Here is a 17,225-nt window from a genome sequence, read left to right on the forward strand (position 1 = left end):
GACCCCTTCGCCGCGATTTCAGTATGTGAAATCAGGCGGAGGCGCCGAGGTAGGCGGTGCGGACGGCGGGGTCCTCGCGGACCCGCGCGGGCGGGCCGTCGGCGATCACCTTGCCGAGGTCGAGCACCACGACGCGCTCGCAGGCGGCCATCACGAAGCCGACGTCGTGCTCGACCAGCAGGACGGTGGCCTCCAGCCCGGCGACGACCTCGCCGAAGCGGGCGGCCTGCTCGCCGTCCAGGCCGGAGGTCGGCTCGTCCAGCAGCAGCACGCGCGGCTCGTCGGCCAGGGCGCGGGCCAGCTCCACCATGCGGCGGCGGCCGATCGGCAGGTCGGCGGCGTAATGGTCGGCGAGGTCGGCGATGCCGCAGCGCTCCAGGACGGCGCGGGCGTGCTCGCGGCGGCGGTCGGCGAGGCGGCGGCGGGCGCGCAGGCCGAGCAGGTCGGCGGCCAGGCCGCCGCCCCCGCCGTGCCATTCGACGGCGGCCAGCACGTTGTCCAGCACCGTCAGGCGGCCGAACACCTGGGGGCGCTGGAAGGTGCGGCGCACGCCGAGGCGGGCGCGCTGCACCGCTCCGGCGGCGGTGACGTCGCGGCCGTCCAGCCGCACGGTGCCGGTGGTGGGGCGGCGCAGGCCGGTGATGACGTCGAACAGCGTGGTCTTGCCCGCGCCGTTCGGGCCGATCACCCCGCAGGTCTCGCCCTCGGCGACGGTGAGGCCGACGCCGCTGAGGGCGTGCACGCCGCCGAACCGCACGCCGACGTCCGCGATCTCAATCACCGCTGTCCCCCACTCCCGCCAGGCCCAGGTAGGCCGAGGTCAGCCGGTCCTGGTCCACCTCCGACCGGGTGCCCGTCCAGGAGACGCGGCCCGGTTCCATGAACGCGACGGTGTCGGCCAGCGCCAGCACCTCGCCCGCCTTCTCCTCCACCACCAGCAGCGCCACGCCCCGGTCGCGCAGTTCGCCGAACAGCTCGAACACCTGCTCCACCACCAGCGGGGCCAGGCCGAGCGAGGGCTCGTCGGCGATGAGCACGCGGGGCGGGCGCACCAGGGCGGGCGCGAGCGCGAGGATCTGCTGCTCGCCGCCCGACAGCGCCCCGGCGGCGACCGCGCGGCGCTCGGCGAGGCGGGGCAGGCGGCGGTAGACGTCGGCGCGGTCGGCGGCCGAGGGCAACCAGAGCGTCAGGTTCTCCTCGACGGTGAGCGCCGGGAAGACGCCGCGTCCCTCGGGGGCCAGGTAGAGGCCGTCGCGGGCGCGCAGGTGGGCGGGGCGGCCGGTGACGTCCTGGCCGTCGAGCAGGACGCGCCCGGCGGTCGGGGTGAGCGTCCCGGCGGCGACCGCGCAGGCGGTGGACTTGCCGACGCCGTTCGCGCCGAGCAGCGCCACGACGCTGCCCGCCGGGACGGCGAGGTCCACGCCGCACAGGACGGTCGCGTCGCCGTATCCCGCGACGACGCCCTCTAGGCGCAGCACCGCGTCCGCCGGTTGCGGGGCCTGCGGCGTGTGGGAGATCTCCACCGCCTCGGCCTTCCTCGCGTGCCGTTTGCGACGGCGGTAGCGCTGCTCGGCGAACTGGGCCAGCACGCCGTCCGGGTGCTTGGCCAGGATCACCCCGCCCAGGCCGAACAGGACCAGACCGACGTACTGCGAGTCGGTGACCAGGTGCAGCACCTCGGGCGACAGCGCCATGACCAGGCCGCCCAGCACCGCGCCGCCGATCCGCCGCACCCCTTGCAGGACGACGACCGCGAGCCAGACGAAACCGGTGAGCGCGGGCAGGTCGGTGGCGGTGATCTGGCCGTTGAACGTCGCGTACAGCACCCCGCCGAGCCCGGCGATGCCCGACGCCAGCGCGAACAGGGTGATCTTGGCGCGGGTGGCGGAGACGCCGATCGCGGCGGCGGCGGTCGGGGCCGAGCGCACCGCGAGGACCGCGCGGCCCGACGCCGAGCGCTCCAGGTTGCGGATCAGCAGCGCGACCAGCCCGATGACGGCCAGCAGCAGCACGACGCGCACGCGCGGGTCGTTGGTGTCGGCGAAACCGAGCGAGAAGGCGGGCAACTTCCAGCCGACGGTGCCGTTGGAGAACGCGTCGATCTGGAACAACACCTGGTCGGCCAGCAGCGCCAGCGCGAGCGTCGCCAGGGCCAGCACCCGCCCGCCGAGGCGCAGCGCGGGCAGGGCAACCAGCACCCCGGCGGCGACGGCGGCCAGCACGCCGATCAGCACGGCGGCCGGGAACGGCAGGCCCTTGCTGAAGGCGAGCCCGGCCGACAGCGCGGCCAGCGCCGCGAACGACGCCTGCGCCAGGTTGACCATGCCGCCGATCCCGGTGACCACCACGAACGAGCAGAAGACCAGCGCGAGCACCAGGCCCTGCGCGACCAGCCCGACCCAGTAGTCGTCGCCGAGGGTGAACGTCCACACCAGCAGCGCCGCCAGCGACACGCTCCACGGCAGCGCGCGCCGCCAGCGCGGCAGGTCGGCCAGGTAGTCGGGCGGCGGCGCGTCCTCGGCGATCGACCCGGCGACGCGCTGCCGGGACCGGCCGAGCACCAGCAGCCCGGCGAACAGCAGGATCGCCGGGACGGCCGTGCGGAACCCGGTGACCTTCTCGGCGAAGTCGGCGTACCCGGCGACCAGGTTCTGCACGACGCCGAGCGCGAGCCCGGCCGCGAAGGTGACCGGGATGGACTGGAGGCGGCCGAACACCGCGGCGGTCGCCGAGGCGAACAGCAGCACGGTGAAGGCGTTGGAGTCCAGGCCGAGCGCGGGCACCGCCAGCACCCCGGCGAGGCCCGCCAGCGTCGAGCCGAGCATCCACGCCTGCGCCGAGGCGGCGTCGGCGTCCACGCCGCGCATGGCGGCCAGCTCGCGCCGGTCCACGGTGGCGCGCATCCGCAGGCCGAGCGGGGTGTGCCGCATGACCGCCCACAACACACCCGCCGCCAGCACCGCCAGCACGAAGGTGGTGAGCTGGTCGGAGTCGAGCGCCACCCCGCCGAACGGGTGCCAGCTCTGCACCGGACGCGGCCCGAGCCCGCGCGCGGACGCGCCCTCGGTGACCTTGGGCAGGTCCGCGCCGAAGGTGTCCACCAGCACGTCCACGGTCCACAACCCGAGCGCGGGCAGCGCGATCGTCAGGCCGATGGTGGCGACGATCTGCGCGGTCTCCCCCGCGCCCGCCAGGCCCCGGAACATCAGCCGGTGCAGCAGCAGGCCCAGCAGCGGCGCGAAGACCGCGACGGCCACCGGCCCGGCCAGCCACACCGGCCAGCCGAGCCCGGCGGTCAGCTCGAAGAACAGCAGCGCGGTCAGGAAGCCCACCGCGCCGTGCGCGAAGTTGAACACCCCGGTGGCCGCGTACGACAGGGTCAGGCCGGACGCCAGCAGCGCGAAGATCGCGCCGGTCACCAGGCCGCTCAGCACATAACCGGCCAGTTCCGTCACCGGTCACCTCCCCAGCGGTTCGGGGCCGTCACAGCTTGGTGTTGTCGAAGCACTTGAGGTTCTGGGCGATGGTGAATTTGTCGCCCTGGAGCCGCACCAGCGCGCCGCACCCGTTGGACTCGGTCTTGGCTGCGGGGTACTGGATGCGGCCGAAGCCCTTGTTCTCGTAGGAGAAGTTCTCGGCGGCCTTGTAGAAGGAGTCGCGGGTCAGGTCCTTGCCCGCCTTCTCCAGCATCTTCAGGAACACCTCGGCCGACCAGTAGCCGGTGGCGGCGTGCTGGTCGAGGACGGCGGACGCGCCGCCGGTCTTCCGCAGGTCGGCCTTCATCTGGGCGACCTCGGGCGCGTCGGACTCGTAGGGCTCGAACTGCGGCGCGGCGTAGACGCCGTCGAGGGCCTGCCGGGTCTGGGGGTCGGCGAGCACTTTGGGGTCGTAGGAGGTCGCGTCGGTGATCAGGCCCTTGTACCCGGCCTTCTTCAGCGCCGCGTACAGCCCGGAGTTGAACTTGCCGCCCGCCATGACCGAGACCACCACGTCAGGGGCCTTGCCGCCGGCGCTCTTCATGATCTTGTTGACGTAGGGCGACCAGTCCTGCGGCGGGGCCTGGGCGGGCAGCGCCGCCGAGGTGCCCGCGAGCGCGAACCCTGCGGCGGTGAAGGACTTGCCGATGGTCTGGATGCCGTACTTGCTGGCGGTGGAGTCGGTGGCCTGGATCCACGCCGTCCTGCCCTTGCCCCCGCCGAGCTGCGCGGCGACCTGGTTGCCCCACCAGGTCTGGGTGCCCTGGCCGGGCTTGGGCGCCAGGCAGCCGTTGAACCCGAACGCGCTCTGCTTGCCGCACCAGAACGGGCCGGTCGCCCAGCCGAACCACGGCACCTTCTGCTGCTCCAGGAACTCCGCGCCGCCGAACTGCGGGGCGCTGACCGGCAGCAGCGCGAACACCTTCTCCCGCTGCACCAGCTTCTTGGCGGCGGCGGCCCCCTTGTCGGGGGCCATGCCGTCGTCCTCCACGCCGATGAACTCGATCTTGCGGCCGTGCACGCCGCCCTCGGCGTTGGCGCGCTCGAAGCGGGCCTTGGCGCCGAGCTGCGCGCCGCCGGTGGAGTAGCCGGTCGCGCTGGTCACGGTGAGCACGCCGCCGACCTTGACGGCCGTGCCGGTCACGCCCGCCGTGCCCCCGCCGCCACCGGAGGAGGACTCGTTGCTGGTCGCGCAGCCCGCCAGCAGCAGCGCGGCCGCGGTGAGGGCGGCGGCGCGGGGGATGGGGGACGTCTGCATGGCGCGCCTCCGGTACGTGATCGGACATGCGAAAGGGCACGGGCGAACGAGGGCGCGGCATCGGACATGACCTAGCGCTCGTTTGGGCGTGAGCGTAAGTTCGCCTTCCGGCGGCTGTCAACGATTCCGGGCCGCTATACCAAGCAAGTGCTTGGTGCTACCGTGATGCCGTTCAGCGCGCGGCCGGGGAAAGGCGGGACCAGGTGACGGGCACGACGGCGGGGACGGCGGGGACGAGCATGCGGGCGGCGCTGCTGCGGGAGTTCGGCGCTCCCCTGGAGATCGCCGAGGTGGCGGTGGCCGACCCGGGGCCCGGCGAGGTGCTGGTGCGCATCGCCGCCTCCGGGGTGTGCGGCTCGGACCTGAAGGCCATCGACGGCAAGAGCCCGGTGGTGACCCACCTGCCCTGCGTGCTCGGCCACGAGAGCGCGGGCGTCGTCGAGCGGACCGGGCCCGGCGTCACCGCCGTCAAGCCCGGCGACCACGTCGTCATCGCGATGAACGGGCCGTGCGGCCGCTGCCGCAACTGCGCGCGCGGCCGGGTGCACCTGTGCAGCGGCAGGGCCCGCATGACCGCCATCATGGGCCTGATGGCCGACGGCACCACCCGCCTGTCGGCCGGCGGCGAGGTCGTGCGCCCCTACATCGGCATCGGCTCGTTCGCCGAGAAGGCCGTCGTCGGCGAGGCCATGTGCGTCAAGGTCGCTCCCGACGCGCCACTGGACCTGCTCGCGCTGACGGCCTGCGGCGTGGTCACCGGCGTCGGCGCGGTGCTCAACACCGCCGCCGTGGAGCCCGGCTCCAGCGTGCTGGTGGTGGGGTGCGGCGGCGTCGGGCTGAACGTCGTGCAGGGCGCGGTGCTGGCGGGCGCGACGACGATCATCGCCGCCGACGTCGTGGAGTCGAAGCTGAAGCTGGCCGAGCGGTTCGGCGCGACGCACACCGTCCTGGCCGACGACCTGCCCGCGCAGGTCGGCGCGATCGTGCGCGGCGGCGCCGACTACGCCTTCGACGTCACCGGCGTCCCGGAGGTGCTGACCAAGGCGTTCGCCGCGACCCAGCCGGGCGGCACCACCGTGATGGTGGGCAGCCCCGCCGCCGGGAGGAACCTGGAGATCCCGCCGGGCACGCTGTTCGGCTCGCGCCGCCTGATGGGCACCCAGGGCGGCGACGCCAACCCCGCCCGCGACCTGCCGCTGCTGGTGGACCTGTACCGGCGCGGCCGCCTGGACCTGGAGGCGCTGGTCAGCGAGCGGGTGCCGCTGGAGGAGATCAACGAGGCGGTGGCGCACGTGCGCGAGGGCGCCGTCGCCCGCTCGGTCATCGTCTTCGACTGACCCGTCCGGCCGACCCGCCGGATGGACGCCGACCCGCCGCGTCCGGTTCCATGGTGCCCTGCTCTTTCACCGCATAAGCGAACAGGAACACCAGTGACCGATACGCCGCCCTCGTCATCCGGTGCCGACGATCAGCCGCCGCCCCACCACTCCCCCTACGGGCAGGCGCCCGGCGCCGCCCCGCCGCCGGGGTACGAGCCCCCGCCCGGGTACGGGCCGCCGCCCGGCCAGCCCTACGACCCGAGCTGGGGCTACGGCCCGCCCGGCGGCCCCTACGGCCCGCAGCGCGGCGGCTCCTCCGACGACACGACGATGGCGCTGATCTCCTACCTGCTCATGTGCGTCACCGGCTTCATCGGCCCGCTGGTGATCTACCTCATCAAGCGCAACGAGTCGCCGTTCGTCCGCTACCACGCCGCGCAGGCGCTGAACTACCAGATCTCGCTGCTGCTGCGCGCCCTGGCCCTGGCGGCGGTCTGCGTCCCGGCGGCGCTGCTCGCCGACCAGCCGGCGCTGTTCATCCCGCTCGGGGTGGTCTACCTGGAGGCGGTCTTCGGGCCGTGGGTGTTCGGCGTCATCGGCGCGGTGAAGGCCGGGAAGGGGCAGTACGTGCGCTTCCCGACCTTCTTCTGCTTCCGGATGGTCCGCTAGCCCACACGTCCAGCTCACAGGTAGCGCGTGAAGTCGTCCAGCACCGGCAGCACGGCGTCGCGGTCCGCCGACGGCACGCGCAGCACGACCTCCTCGACGCCCAGCGAGGCGTAGTAGTCCAGCTTCTCCGGGGACGGCAGGGTGCCGAACGGCACGACCGGCACCATGTCCCGGCCCTCCTTCGCGCACGCGGCGCGCAGGTCCGGCAGCGCCTCGCGGATGCCCGCGCCGCCGATCGGCATCCAGCCGTCCCCGTATTCGGCGATGTGCGCGAACAGCGTCGGGCCGGGCGCGCCGCCCAGCAGGACCGGCACGCGTCCGGCCGGTTTGGGCCAGGACCAGGCCGCCTCGAACGACACGAACTCCCCGTCGAAGGCCGCCTCCTCCTTCGTCCACAACTCCCGCATGGCCAGCACGTGCTCGCGGACCATCGCGCGCCGCCGCTTCCAGGGCACGCCGTGGTCGGCGGCCTCCTCGGCGTTCCAGCCGTAGCCCGCGCCCAGCACGAAGCGCCCGCCCGCGATCCGGTCGAGCGTCGCGATGGCCTTCGCGGTGACGATCGGGTCGCGCTGGGCGGGCAGGCAGACGCCCGTCCCCAGCGTGATGCGCCCGGTCACCGCCGCCGCCGCGGCGAGCGAGACGAGCGGGTCCACGGTGCGGGCGTACTCCTCCGGCAGATGATCCACGCCGGTCGGGGCCGGGGTCTTCCGGGAGACCGGGATGTGGGTGTGCTCGGGGACGTACAGGGAGGCGAAGCCCCGGTCCTCGGCCTCGCGGGCCAGCTCGTGGACCCGCATCGCCCGGTCGGTGGCGAACATCGTGACGCCGAGGCGCATCCGGCCGCTCCTCTCCTTGCGCGACATGCGTCACACCCTATCCACTTAACCAAGCGATTGCTCGGCTCGTGGGTATTGATGTAGCGTGCGCTTGTTCGGGAACAACGGCCGGAGAGGGTGCCCATGCCATTCGCTGACCTGGGGGATGTGCGCCTGTTCTACACCGACGACGCGCCCTCCGACAGCCCTTCCCACGAGGCCGCGGGGCGGACCCCGCTGCTGCTGGTGCACGGCTTCGGCGCCGACTCCCACGACTGGGCCTTCCACATCCCCGGGCTGACCGCCGCCGGGCACCGGGTGATCGCCCCCGACCTGCGCGGGCACGGCTACTCCTCGGCCCCCGGCTCCGGCTACCGGCCGCAGGACCTGGCGGGCGACCTGGTGCGGCTGCTGGACCTGCTCGGCGTCGAGCGCGTCACCGCGTTCGGCCACTCCATGGGCGCGCTGGTCGTCAGCGCCCTGGCCGTCGAGCACCCCGCGCGCGTCCGGGCGCTGGTGTGCGTGGACCCCGGGTACGGGCAGCCGCCCGAGATCGCCGCGATGTTCCCCCCGATGATCGAGGCGCTGCGCGGCGACGACCCCTACTCCGTCGCGCTCGCCAACGACCGGTGGTGCTACACCCCCGCCTCACCCGGCTGGTTGCGCGAGTGGCACCGCCGCAAGATCCTCGGCACCTCACCCCAGGCGCTGGCCCACGCCTTCGCCGCCATGTACGAGGGCGAGGCCCAGTTCGGCGTGCGCCCCGCCGCCGACGCCTACCTGGCCCGCCGCGACTGCCCGGTGCTGTCGTGCTGGTCGGCCGCGCAGGCCGCCTCGGCGGACTGGGAGAACGGCCTGTTCAAGCATCCCGCCTCCCGGGCCCTCGCCTGGCCCGGCGGCGGGCACCGGCTGCACGTAGAGCGGCCGGCCGAATTCCTGCTCGTCGTCGACCAGTGGCTCGACGAACTCGACAAGGAGAAGTCCGCGTGAAGTTTTCCCTCTTCCTCAACCCGCAGATTCCGGGCTCCGGCTGGGCGGCCGAGGAGAACGCCAAGGCCAAGCGGCCGATCGGGCGGGACGTCGAGTCGTACCAGAAGTTGCTGCACGAGGTGCGCGAGATCGCGGTGCACGCCGACCAGATCGGCTTCGACGCGCTCATGATGACCGAGCACCACTTCCACTCCGAGGGCTTCGAGTTCTCGGTGAACCCCCTGATGTTCCTGACCGACCTCGCGGCCCGCACCGAGCGCATCCTGCTCGCGCCGCTCGGCATCGTGCTGCCCGCCTGGGACCCGATCCGGGCCGCCGAGGACGTGGCGCTGCTGGACCACTTCTCCAAGGGCCGGCTGCGCCTCGGCGTCGCCCGCGGCTACCAGAACCGGTGGATGAACGTGCTCGGCCAGCGCTGGCACGCCGCCGCCGCGCGCTCGGACGGCTCCAAGTCCGACACCCGCAACTTCGACGTGTTCGGCGAAGTCCTCAAGATCATGAAGATGGCGTGGGAGCAGGACTCGCTGCGCTACAAGAGCGAGGTGCTGGACTACGAGATCCCCGCCCCGTTCAGCGGCATCGAGGGCTGGCCCGCGCAGGAGTGGACGCAGACCTTCGGCGCGCCCGGCGAGATCGACGAGAACGGCCTCATCCAGTCGGTGTCGGTGTGCCCCAAGCCCTACCAGAACCCGCACCCGGAGTTGTGGCAGCCGTTCACCGTCTCCGACCGCTCGGTCATCCGCGCCGCCCAGGAGGGCATCATGCCGTGGATGTTCACCCCCAACCCCGACGACCACGCCGCCAAGGCCAAGCTCTACCAGGAGGAGTGCGCCAAGCAGGGCAAGGACTACAAGCTCGGCGAGCACACCGGCATCCTGAAGATCGTCGGCATGGCGGACACCCGCGAGGAGGCCATCGCCACCTACGGCAAGGGCATGCAGAAGGACTTCGCCTCGTTCTTCGGCCCCTTCGGGTACCTGGAGGTGCTGCGCAAGAAGGAGGACGACAGGCACCAGCCCATCTCCCCGGAGAAGGGCGACTTCAAGCGCATGAACGAGGTCGAGATGGCGCTGCTCGGCACCCCCGACGACGTCAAGCGCGGCATCCAGCGCATGCTGGACCGCATGCCCGACCTGGAGTGGTTCGGCCTGTTCATGCAGGGCCAGCAGGGCGTGTTGCCGCTCGACACGGTCAAGCGCAACCTGGAGATGTTCGCCACCAAGGTCATCCCCGAGTTCCAGGACTGACGCGGTGGAGTTCTGGCTCGGAGCGGCCTTCGTCGAGACGTCCGAGTTCCGCGGCCTGGCGCAGGCCGCGGACCGCCTCGGCTACGACACGATCGCGGTGTCGGACCACATCTTCTACACCGACTACGACGCGTCCTACCCCTACACCGACACCGGCGCGCCGCCCTACCAGCCCGACACGCACTGGCCGGACGTGTGGGTGACGATCGGCGCGATGGCCGCGGTGACCGAGCGCGTGCGCTTCGCCACCAACGTCTACATCGCCCCGGCCCGCGACCTGTTCACCGTCGCCAAGGCGGTGTCCACGGCCGCGGTCCTGTCCGGAGACCGGACGATCCTCGGCCTCGGCGTCGGCTGGTGCAAGGACGAGTTCCTCCAGACGGGCCAGGACTTCCACACCCGGGGCAAGCGCCTGGACGAGATGATCCCGGCGCTGCGCGAGTTGTGGAAGGGCGGGATGGTCGAGCACCACGGCGAGCACTACGACTTCGGCCCGCTCAGCATCGCCCCGGTCCCGGCCGAGCCCGTCCCGCTCTACATCGGCGGTGACAGCGACGCCGCGCTGCGCCGCGCGGCCCGTGTCGGCGACGGCTGGATCGGCAACCGCATCTACTCCGAGGAGCAGCTCGGCGACCTGCTGGAGCGGTTGTCGGGCTTCCTCGCCGAGCACGGCCGCACGCTGGCCGACCTCAAGGTGATCGCGCCGATCGGGGCGATGCCGTCGGCCGACCTGTACCGCAAGTGGGCCGACCGGGGCGTGTCGGGGACGATGGCGGCCCCGTGGTGGCTGGCCACGCCGGAGGAGAAGGCCCGGCACGGCACGGGCCTGGACCTCAAGGTCGCCACGATGGAGCGGTTCGCCGACGAGGTCATGGCGAAGATGTAGCCCGTTCGGCAGCCCTGCCCGACAGCCCTGTCCGGCCGCCCGCAGGACGGCCGGACAGGGCTCGCCCGGTTCTAGCCGCCGTCCGTGATGCGCGCGACGGCGCGGACGGGCGCGCCGTCGTGCTGGAGACGGATCGGGAACAGCGACACCTCGATCCGCCGCCCCTCCTCCTGGGCGTCCAGAAGCAGAGCGAGATCGGTCAGGTTCTCAGCGATCACCGCGTGCGCGCCCAGCAGCACCCGGTGAGTGGCCAGGGAGAAGTCCGCGTCACCCGGCGGCGGCGTGCGGTCCACGCTCAGCGCGTCAACGCCCACCGTGCGGACCCCGGTGGCAACGATCCGCTCGGCCAGCTCCGGCGACGGGTACGGATGGGCGAGGTAGCCGTCTGTCCCCCACTGCCCCGCCCGGCCCGTGGCGATGAGCAGGATCGTCCCCGGCTCCAGCCCGTCCGGCAGCCGCTCGGGCCCGATCGGGGCGCGGTCCGCGACGTCGCGCGCGTCCAGCACGACGGCCGGACCGAGGAAGCGGGTCAGCGGCAGGTCGTCCAGGCGCGGCAGGGCGTCGTCGATGTGGCACGGCGCGTCCACGTGCGTGCCCGTCTGCGATCCCATGTGCACCGACCGCACGTGGACGCCGTCGGCCGGGACCGTGAGCGCGGCTGACAACCGCACCTCCGGGTCGCCCGGGTAGACGGGCATGCCCGTGGTGATCGCGTGGGTGAGGTCGATCAGGTCCATCGGCCCATCATCGCGTCCGATAACGTGATCAGGTGCTACCCCATGTGACGGCCATCCGGTACGTGACGCCGCTGCGCGAGGGCGGGTCGTTGCCGGGCGTGGTCGAGGCCGACGACCTCGGCACCTACGTGATGAAGTTCCACGGCGCCGGGCAGGGCCGCAAGGCCCTGATCGCCGAGGTGGTCGCCGGCGGGCTGGCGCGCCGGCTCGGGCTGCGCGTGCCGGACCTGGTGATCATGGACCTGGACCCGGTGATCGGCCGGCACGAGCCCGACCCGGACGTGCAGGACCTGCTGAAGGCCAGCTCCGGCTGGAACCTCGGCGTGGACTTCCTGCCCGGCTCGCTGGGCTTCGACCCGCTGGGCTGGCGGCCCGACCGCGGCTTCGCCTCGCGCGTGCTCTGGTTCGACGCCTTCATCGGCAACGTCGACCGCAGCTGGCGCAACCCCAACATGCTGGTGTGGCACGGCGAGGTGTGGCTGATCGACCACGGCGCCTCGCTGATCTTCCACCACGCGTGGGCGAACGCGGCGCGCCTGTTCGCCGGGCCCTACGACGTGGACGACCACGTGCTGACCCCGTTCGCGACCGGCCTCGCCGCCGCCGAGGCCGAGCTCGCCCCGCGGATCACCGAGGGGCTGCTGCGCGAGCTGGTGGCCGAGGTGCCCGACCGCTGGCTGGAGGGTGAGCCTGGCTTCGCCGGGCCGGACGCGGTCCGCGACGCCTACGTGGAGATCCTGCTCGACCGCGCCGGACGGCCGCGCGACTGGCTGCCGGAACTGGACGTCAGCGGGCACCGCCCCGACACCGGGTCGCGGCGTGGCGAGAACCGTCCCGGCTGGCTCGGAGGCCCGGTGTGAGCGAGTGGTCCAACATCACGCCCGGCGCGGAGCGCAAGGTCTTCGAGTACGCGGCGCTGCGGCTGGTGCCGCGCCTGGAGCGCGGCGAGAGCATGAACATCGGCGTGGTCGTGTACTGCCGCCCGCTGGAGTACCTGGGCTGCCGGGTGCATCTGGACGAGCCGCGGCTGCGGGCGCTGGACAAGGGCCTGGACCTGGACGGCATACGCGCGGCGCTCGCGGGCGTCTCCGGCGTCTGCGCGGGTGGCGAGGCCGCCGGGCAGGCCGCCGCCGAGCCCGCCGGGGCCCGGTTCCGGTGGCTGATGGCCCCGCGCAGCACGATCGTGCAGCCCGGCCCGGTGCACTCGGGACTGACCACCGACCCCGAAGCGGAACTGGAACGACTGCTGGACCTGCTGGTCAGGTAGGTCCGGTCAATCCCACTCCCAGCGGATGCCGTGGTAGCCGGCGGCCAACCCGAACTCGATGAAGTGCACGCTGCGGTAGCTCGACAGCCGCAGATCCGCCGCGTCCTTCAGGCTCGTGCGCGCGTCCGGCCGCCAGGTCCGGTAGCAGCGCGCGGGCAGCGCCGCCGGGTGGAACCGCACCTCGATCAGATACTCGTGCTGGGGCGTGTGGAAGCCGCGGCCCTCCTCGGCGATCGGCGGCCCGGTCTCCTCGAACCCGAAGCCGTACTCCAGCAGGTAGGTCTCGCCCCGGCCGAGCGCCCGGTCGAACAGCAGCTCGGCCGCGATCAGGCCGCTGGCCTCGTCCACCCGCACCCGCCCGAACCGGCAGCCGTGCGCGGTGCGCGAGGACGGCAGGGCGCGCTGCGGGTGGTGGTAGACCGCGACCCAGCGGTCCACGCCGCGCTGCTGGGCCTGGAACACCGCGCGGGTGCGCATCTCGGCCAGCTCCCGGCGCGGCCCCACCACGTACTGGTCGTGCAGGCTGAGGCCGGTGAGCTGGCGCGCGCCCCGGTCGCCGATCTCGTCCAGCAGGTCGCGCACGCCCGGCTCGGGGCACAACTCCTCCACCGGCAGCCACGGCCCGGCCGACCGTTCGGCGGTGGGCCGCAGCAGGGTCAGCAACGAGTGGCGGGGCAGCTCCAGGATCACCTCCAGGCCGCGCACCGCGCGCAACGAGTCGGCGCGCTCGGGCCGGGTCCGGCCGCGCTGCCAGTAGCTGAGGGTGGACAGGCTGACGGCGATGCCCTGCTCCTCCAGCCTGCGGCGCAACGCCTCCAGGCTCAGGCCGCGCGCCTGGATCGCCGCCTGCAACGCGACGTTGAACGGGCCGTACTGGAGCATCTGGAGGAGATCGTCCTCGGTGACGGTCTGCACCCTGTGGCCTCCGGATCGGATCCGGCCGGGCCCCCGTCACGGCCCTTGACAGTCGGGTTTGCGATCTCAGCGTTCACTGTAAGGCCCGGCGCGACCCCTGCCAAGCGATCTCATTCCCACTCCCACTCCAGCCCGATGACGCCGCGCCGGACGTCGGGCAGCACCAGGTGCGCGCTGCCGGACGCGCCGATCCACAACTCGCCGAGCCGTTCCCGGGCGGCGATGCCGGTCTCGGCCGAGTAGCCGTAGCAGCGCGCCGGGTACACCTCGTCGTGGAAGCCGACGATCGCCAGGTAGTCGCGCACCGGGCGCGCGAACCGCCGCTCGTAGCGGTCGGCGGCCGGGCCGCCGGGCGGCGGCCTCAGCTCGTACTCCACCACGGCGGTGCGGCCGGTGGCCAGCACCCGGTCGAAGACCAGCTCGAACGCCACCAGCCCGCCCTCGGCGCGGACCCGGCCCGCCCGGCAGTAGCGCAGGCCCGTCAGCTCGAAGCCCTCCCGGCCGCCGTCGGGGCCGTCGGGGCCGAGCCGGTGCACGCACACGACCCGGTCCACGTCGTCGCCGGTGGCGCGCAGCACCTCGCGCACGCGCAGGGACCGCAGCGCCCGGTCGGCGCCGATCCCGATCACGTCGTGGACGCTGACGCGCTCCAGCCGGTGCTCGCCCGAGCGGTCCAGCTCGCCGACGACGCGGGCGTGCCGGGCGGGGTCGGGCCACAACTCGGCGGCCTCGGGCGCGCGGTCGTCCAGCAGCCCGGTCAGCACGCCGGGCGGCACCCCCAGGATCTCCTCCAGCGCCGCGACGACCGCGCGGGAGCGGGGGCGGCTGCGGCCGCGCTGCCAGTAGCTGAGGGTGGCCACGCTGACGGTGAGGCCGCGCGCCGCGAGCCGGTGCCGGACCCGTTCCAGGGTCAGGCCGCTGGCCTGGACGGCCTCGCGCAGCGCTCCGGCGAAGTCCACGGCCGGATGGTATCCCCAGAACGGGGGAAACGATCAGAAAAGGACGGACATGAACGCGCCGGTCTCGGCGAACCCGACCCGGCGGTAGGCGGCGCGGGCCCGGGTGTTGTAGTCGTTGACGTACAACGACACCGTCGGCGCGATCGAGCGCAGCGACTCCTGCACCAGCGCCGCCATCCCGGCCACCGACAGGCCCCGGCCGCGCAGGTCGGGCGGCACCCACACGCCCTGCACCTGGCAGGCGCGCGGGGTGACCGCGCCGACCTCGGCCTTGAACATGACCCGGCCGTCCTCGATGCGGGCGAACGCGCGGCCCGCCCGGATCAGCTCGGCGACGCGGGCCCGGTACAGCACGCCGCCGTCGCCGACGTTCGGGGAGACCCCGACCTCCTCGGTGAACATCGCGACGCAGGCGGGGTAGACGACGTCGAAGTCGTCCATGCCGACCCGCCGCACCCAGGGGTCGGCGGGGACCGGCGGCCCGGCGGAGGTCGCCATCACCGGCTGGACCGAGCGCACGGCGCGGGGCGGCCCCCAGTAGGGGGCGAGGAAGTCCCACAGCTCGCCCACCGCGTCCACCGGGCCGACGATCGAGGAGCAGCGGCGGCCCTGGGCCTGCGCGCGCTCGGCGAACGCGCGCACGGCCTCGGGCCCGGCCGCGATCGGGATCAGGTTGGCGCCCGAGTAGCACAGCGCCGTCAGCCGCCCGTCGCGGGGATAGCCCCACATCTGGGCGCCTAGCCGGCGCGGGTCCAGCCCGGCGGCGTGCACCCGGGAGCCCACGAAGACGTTGGACACCGGGTCGGCGTCCAGGATGGCCAGGACCTCATCGCGGTGCCGGTCGTCCAGGACCCGCACCGGCAGCGATCCCAGCATGCGCATGTTCCCAGCCTATGACGGCGCGACGGGGGGTGCGGCCACCGGCTCCCTTACCGGCCGGTCACCTGCGCCTCCGGCACGGCGTTCGGCCGATGCGGGGCCGGGCGGGCCGGGGGCCTTGCAGGTGAGGTCGGGACCGGGCCGGTCCGGGGGCAACGATCCGTCGCCCAGGTAGGCGGCCACGGCCTTGTCGACGCAGTCGTCGCCGCTCATCGCCACACCGTGGTTGCCGCCCCCCTTCTGCACCACCAGCCGCGACCCGGGCAGCAGCCGGTGGGTCTCCACGGCCCCGTCGTAGGGGGTGGCGGCGTCCTCGGTGGCCTGCACCAGCAGGATCGGCGGCAGCCCGGGACGGCCCTGCACGCGCGGCTTGGCGCGGCCGGGGGCGGCCCAGGTCGCGCACGGGGCGTTGTACCAGGCGTTGCCCCAGGTCTCGAAACGGTAGCCCGCGCGGTAGAGCCGCCAGTTGTCGGCGTGCCAGCGTTTCCAGTCGCGGGGCCAGGCGGCGTCGCGGCACTCCACGGCGGTGTAGACGGCGTAGTTGTTCTGGTCCAGCCACCCGGGCGGGTTCCACGCCTTGGACAGGGCGGCGGCGTCGTGCTTGACGACATAGGCCGACAGCAGGCGGGCGTGCGCGGGCCAGGAGTAGTTGGCGTACCCGTCGGCCAGGAACAGGTCGTCCAGTTCGGTCGCGCCCACCCTGCCCTTGGCGGGCTTGGCGCGCAGGGCCTTGCGGGCCCTGGCGTAGGCGGCGGCGACGGCCTTCCGGTTCTTGCCGAGCCGGTAGGTCTTGTGGTGCTTGGCGATCCAGGCGAAGTACGCCCGGATGCGCTTCTCGAACGCCACGTTCTGTTCGAGGTTGCTCTTGTACCAGACGCTGCTGGGCTTGACGACGCTGTCCAGGACCATCCGGCCGACCCGGTCGGGGTACAGGGTGGCGTAGACCGCGCCCAGGTAGGTGCCGTAGGAGTAGCCGAAGTAGTTGAGCTTGTCCTGGCGGAGCGCGGCGCGCACGACGTCCAGGTCCCGCGCCCAGGTCTCGGTGCCCATGTGCGGCAGCAGCCGGGGGTAGCGCTTGGCGCAGTCGGCGGCGAACGCGCGGGCGCGCGCACGCCAGGCGCGTTCGGCGGCCGGGGCGCGGGGCACGGTGTCGGCGCGCGGCTTGCCGGGATACTGGTAGGACCGGTCGCAGATCATGGCGGGTTTGCTGGCCCCGACGCCGCGCGGGTCGAAGCCGATCCAGTCGTAGCCGGCCGCGACCTGCTCCGGCAGGCCCTGGGTGAAGATCTTCGGCATGTCGCGGCCGTGCGCGCCGGGGCCGCCCCGGTTGAGCAGGACCGCGCCCCGGTAGTGCTCGCGGTCGGTGGCGCGGGCCCTGGAGAGCGCGAGGGTGATCTGCTCGCCGCCGGGGCGGGCGTGGTCCAGCGGCACCCGGACGGTGCCGCACTCCAGGCCCTTCAGGGCGCCCTGCTCGACGGGGTCCTTGTCGGGGCAGGGCTTCCAGGCGACGGCGGGGGGCGGGGCGAGGGGCGGGAAGGGCAGCGGGACGGACGGGAGGCCGGACGGGAGATCGGGGCGCGTCCCGGGCTGCGGGTCGGCGGGGGCGGCGGACGCGGGGGTGAGCAGCGACCCGAGGGCCGCGGCGGCGACGGCGCCCGCCAGTGCGGTCTTTCCAGCGGCGTTCAACACTCCGGTGTTCTATCGGCGGCACGACCGCGCGGCGCTGTGATCTGGACTTGCGCGTTTCCAGCGGAAAAACGGCGAACGGCCGCGAGACCACCGGGGTCTCACGGCCGTTCGCGCGGATC

The 17,225-nt window shown here is 73.4% G+C and carries 16 protein-coding genes; 7 read left to right on the top strand and 9 right to left on the bottom strand.

The window, feature by feature from the left end; genetic code table 11:
* Positions 1–31 precede the first annotated feature (31 nt).
* From AH6_RS20480 to AH6_RS20490, 3 genes are read right to left on the bottom strand one after another with little or no spacing between them, the layout of a single operon-like run.
* The gene (locus AH6_RS20480) at positions 32–781 is read right to left on the bottom strand and encodes an ABC transporter ATP-binding protein (protein WP_067482230.1); all 750 of its coding nucleotides are present in this window, start codon (positions 779–781) and stop codon (positions 32–34) included.
* Positions 774–3,455, bottom strand: coding sequence for an ABC transporter permease subunit (locus AH6_RS20485; RefSeq protein WP_067482232.1), 2,682 nt, complete (start codon positions 3,453–3,455; stop codon positions 774–776). Before AH6_RS20485 ends, AH6_RS20480 begins: the two co-directional genes overlap by 8 nt.
* 28 nt (positions 3,456–3,483) lie before the next feature.
* Complete coding sequence (locus tag AH6_RS20490; RefSeq protein ID WP_083983248.1) at positions 3,484–4,734, bottom strand: ABC transporter substrate-binding protein; 1,251 nt, start codon at positions 4,732–4,734, stop codon at positions 3,484–3,486.
* 239 nt (positions 4,735–4,973) lie between these two features.
* On the opposite strand from AH6_RS20490, the gene AH6_RS20495 reads away from it, so the two are divergent.
* Entirely contained in the window at positions 4,974–6,071 is a 1,098-nt protein-coding gene (locus AH6_RS20495) for an alcohol dehydrogenase catalytic domain-containing protein (protein WP_067482234.1), read from the top strand.
* 93 nt (positions 6,072–6,164) lie between these two features.
* Entirely contained in the window at positions 6,165–6,722 is a 558-nt protein-coding gene (locus AH6_RS20500) for a DUF4870 domain-containing protein (protein ID WP_067482236.1), read from the top strand.
* A 14-nt stretch (positions 6,723–6,736) separates the two neighbouring features.
* On the opposite strand, the gene AH6_RS20505 is transcribed toward AH6_RS20500, so the two are convergent.
* A complete protein-coding gene (locus tag AH6_RS20505; protein ID WP_245679390.1) occupies positions 6,737–7,585 on the bottom strand; it encodes an LLM class F420-dependent oxidoreductase in 849 nt (282 codons plus the stop codon).
* A gap of 96 nt (positions 7,586–7,681) precedes the next feature.
* Between AH6_RS20505 and AH6_RS20510 the strand changes: the two genes are divergently transcribed.
* From AH6_RS20510 to AH6_RS20520, 3 genes are read left to right on the top strand one after another with little or no spacing between them, the layout of a single operon-like run.
* A complete protein-coding gene (locus AH6_RS20510) occupies positions 7,682–8,527 on the top strand; it encodes an alpha/beta fold hydrolase (protein WP_067482240.1) in 846 nt (281 codons plus the stop codon).
* Positions 8,524–9,774, top strand: coding sequence for an LLM class flavin-dependent oxidoreductase (locus AH6_RS20515; RefSeq protein WP_067482243.1), 1,251 nt, complete (start codon positions 8,524–8,526; stop codon positions 9,772–9,774). The genes AH6_RS20510 and AH6_RS20515 overlap by 4 nt, the downstream gene beginning before the upstream one ends.
* A gap of 4 nt (positions 9,775–9,778) precedes the next feature.
* Positions 9,779–10,660, top strand: a complete 882-nt coding sequence (locus AH6_RS20520; protein ID WP_067482245.1) for a TIGR03619 family F420-dependent LLM class oxidoreductase — start codon at positions 9,779–9,781, stop codon at positions 10,658–10,660.
* A gap of 71 nt (positions 10,661–10,731) precedes the next feature.
* Here AH6_RS20520 and AH6_RS20525 read toward each other — a convergent pair whose 3' ends face one another.
* A complete protein-coding gene (locus AH6_RS20525; protein WP_067482247.1) occupies positions 10,732–11,397 on the bottom strand; it encodes a cyclase family protein in 666 nt (221 codons plus the stop codon).
* A gap of 32 nt (positions 11,398–11,429) precedes the next feature.
* On the opposite strand from AH6_RS20525, the gene AH6_RS20530 reads away from it, so the two are divergent.
* The gene (locus AH6_RS20530; protein ID WP_067482250.1) at positions 11,430–12,257 is read left to right on the top strand and encodes a HipA family kinase; all 828 of its coding nucleotides are present in this window, start codon (positions 11,430–11,432) and stop codon (positions 12,255–12,257) included.
* The gene (locus AH6_RS20535; protein WP_083983252.1) at positions 12,254–12,664 is read left to right on the top strand and encodes a DUF3037 domain-containing protein; all 411 of its coding nucleotides are present in this window, start codon (positions 12,254–12,256) and stop codon (positions 12,662–12,664) included. The genes AH6_RS20530 and AH6_RS20535 overlap by 4 nt, the downstream gene beginning before the upstream one ends.
* A gap of 6 nt (positions 12,665–12,670) precedes the next feature.
* On the opposite strand, the gene AH6_RS20540 is transcribed toward AH6_RS20535, so the two are convergent.
* The 4 genes from AH6_RS20540 to AH6_RS20555 form a co-directional block, all read right to left on the bottom strand.
* The gene (locus tag AH6_RS20540; RefSeq protein WP_218005892.1) at positions 12,671–13,579 is read right to left on the bottom strand and encodes a hypothetical protein; all 909 of its coding nucleotides are present in this window, start codon (positions 13,577–13,579) and stop codon (positions 12,671–12,673) included.
* Positions 13,580–13,689: 110 nt separating this feature from the next.
* Positions 13,690–14,538, bottom strand: a complete 849-nt coding sequence (locus AH6_RS20545; protein ID WP_067482252.1) for a helix-turn-helix domain-containing protein — start codon at positions 14,536–14,538, stop codon at positions 13,690–13,692.
* Positions 14,539–14,571: 33 nt separating this feature from the next.
* Complete coding sequence (locus AH6_RS20550) at positions 14,572–15,414, bottom strand: GNAT family N-acetyltransferase (protein WP_067482254.1); 843 nt, start codon at positions 15,412–15,414, stop codon at positions 14,572–14,574.
* A 15-nt stretch (positions 15,415–15,429) separates the two neighbouring features.
* The gene (locus AH6_RS20555) at positions 15,430–17,106 is read right to left on the bottom strand and encodes an alpha/beta hydrolase (RefSeq protein ID WP_083983254.1); all 1,677 of its coding nucleotides are present in this window, start codon (positions 17,104–17,106) and stop codon (positions 15,430–15,432) included.
* Positions 17,107–17,225 lie beyond the last annotated feature (119 nt).

The organism is Actinomadura hibisca NBRC 15177, assembly GCF_001552635.1.
Lineage (GTDB): Bacteria > Actinomycetota > Actinomycetes > Streptosporangiales > Streptosporangiaceae > Spirillospora > Spirillospora hibisca.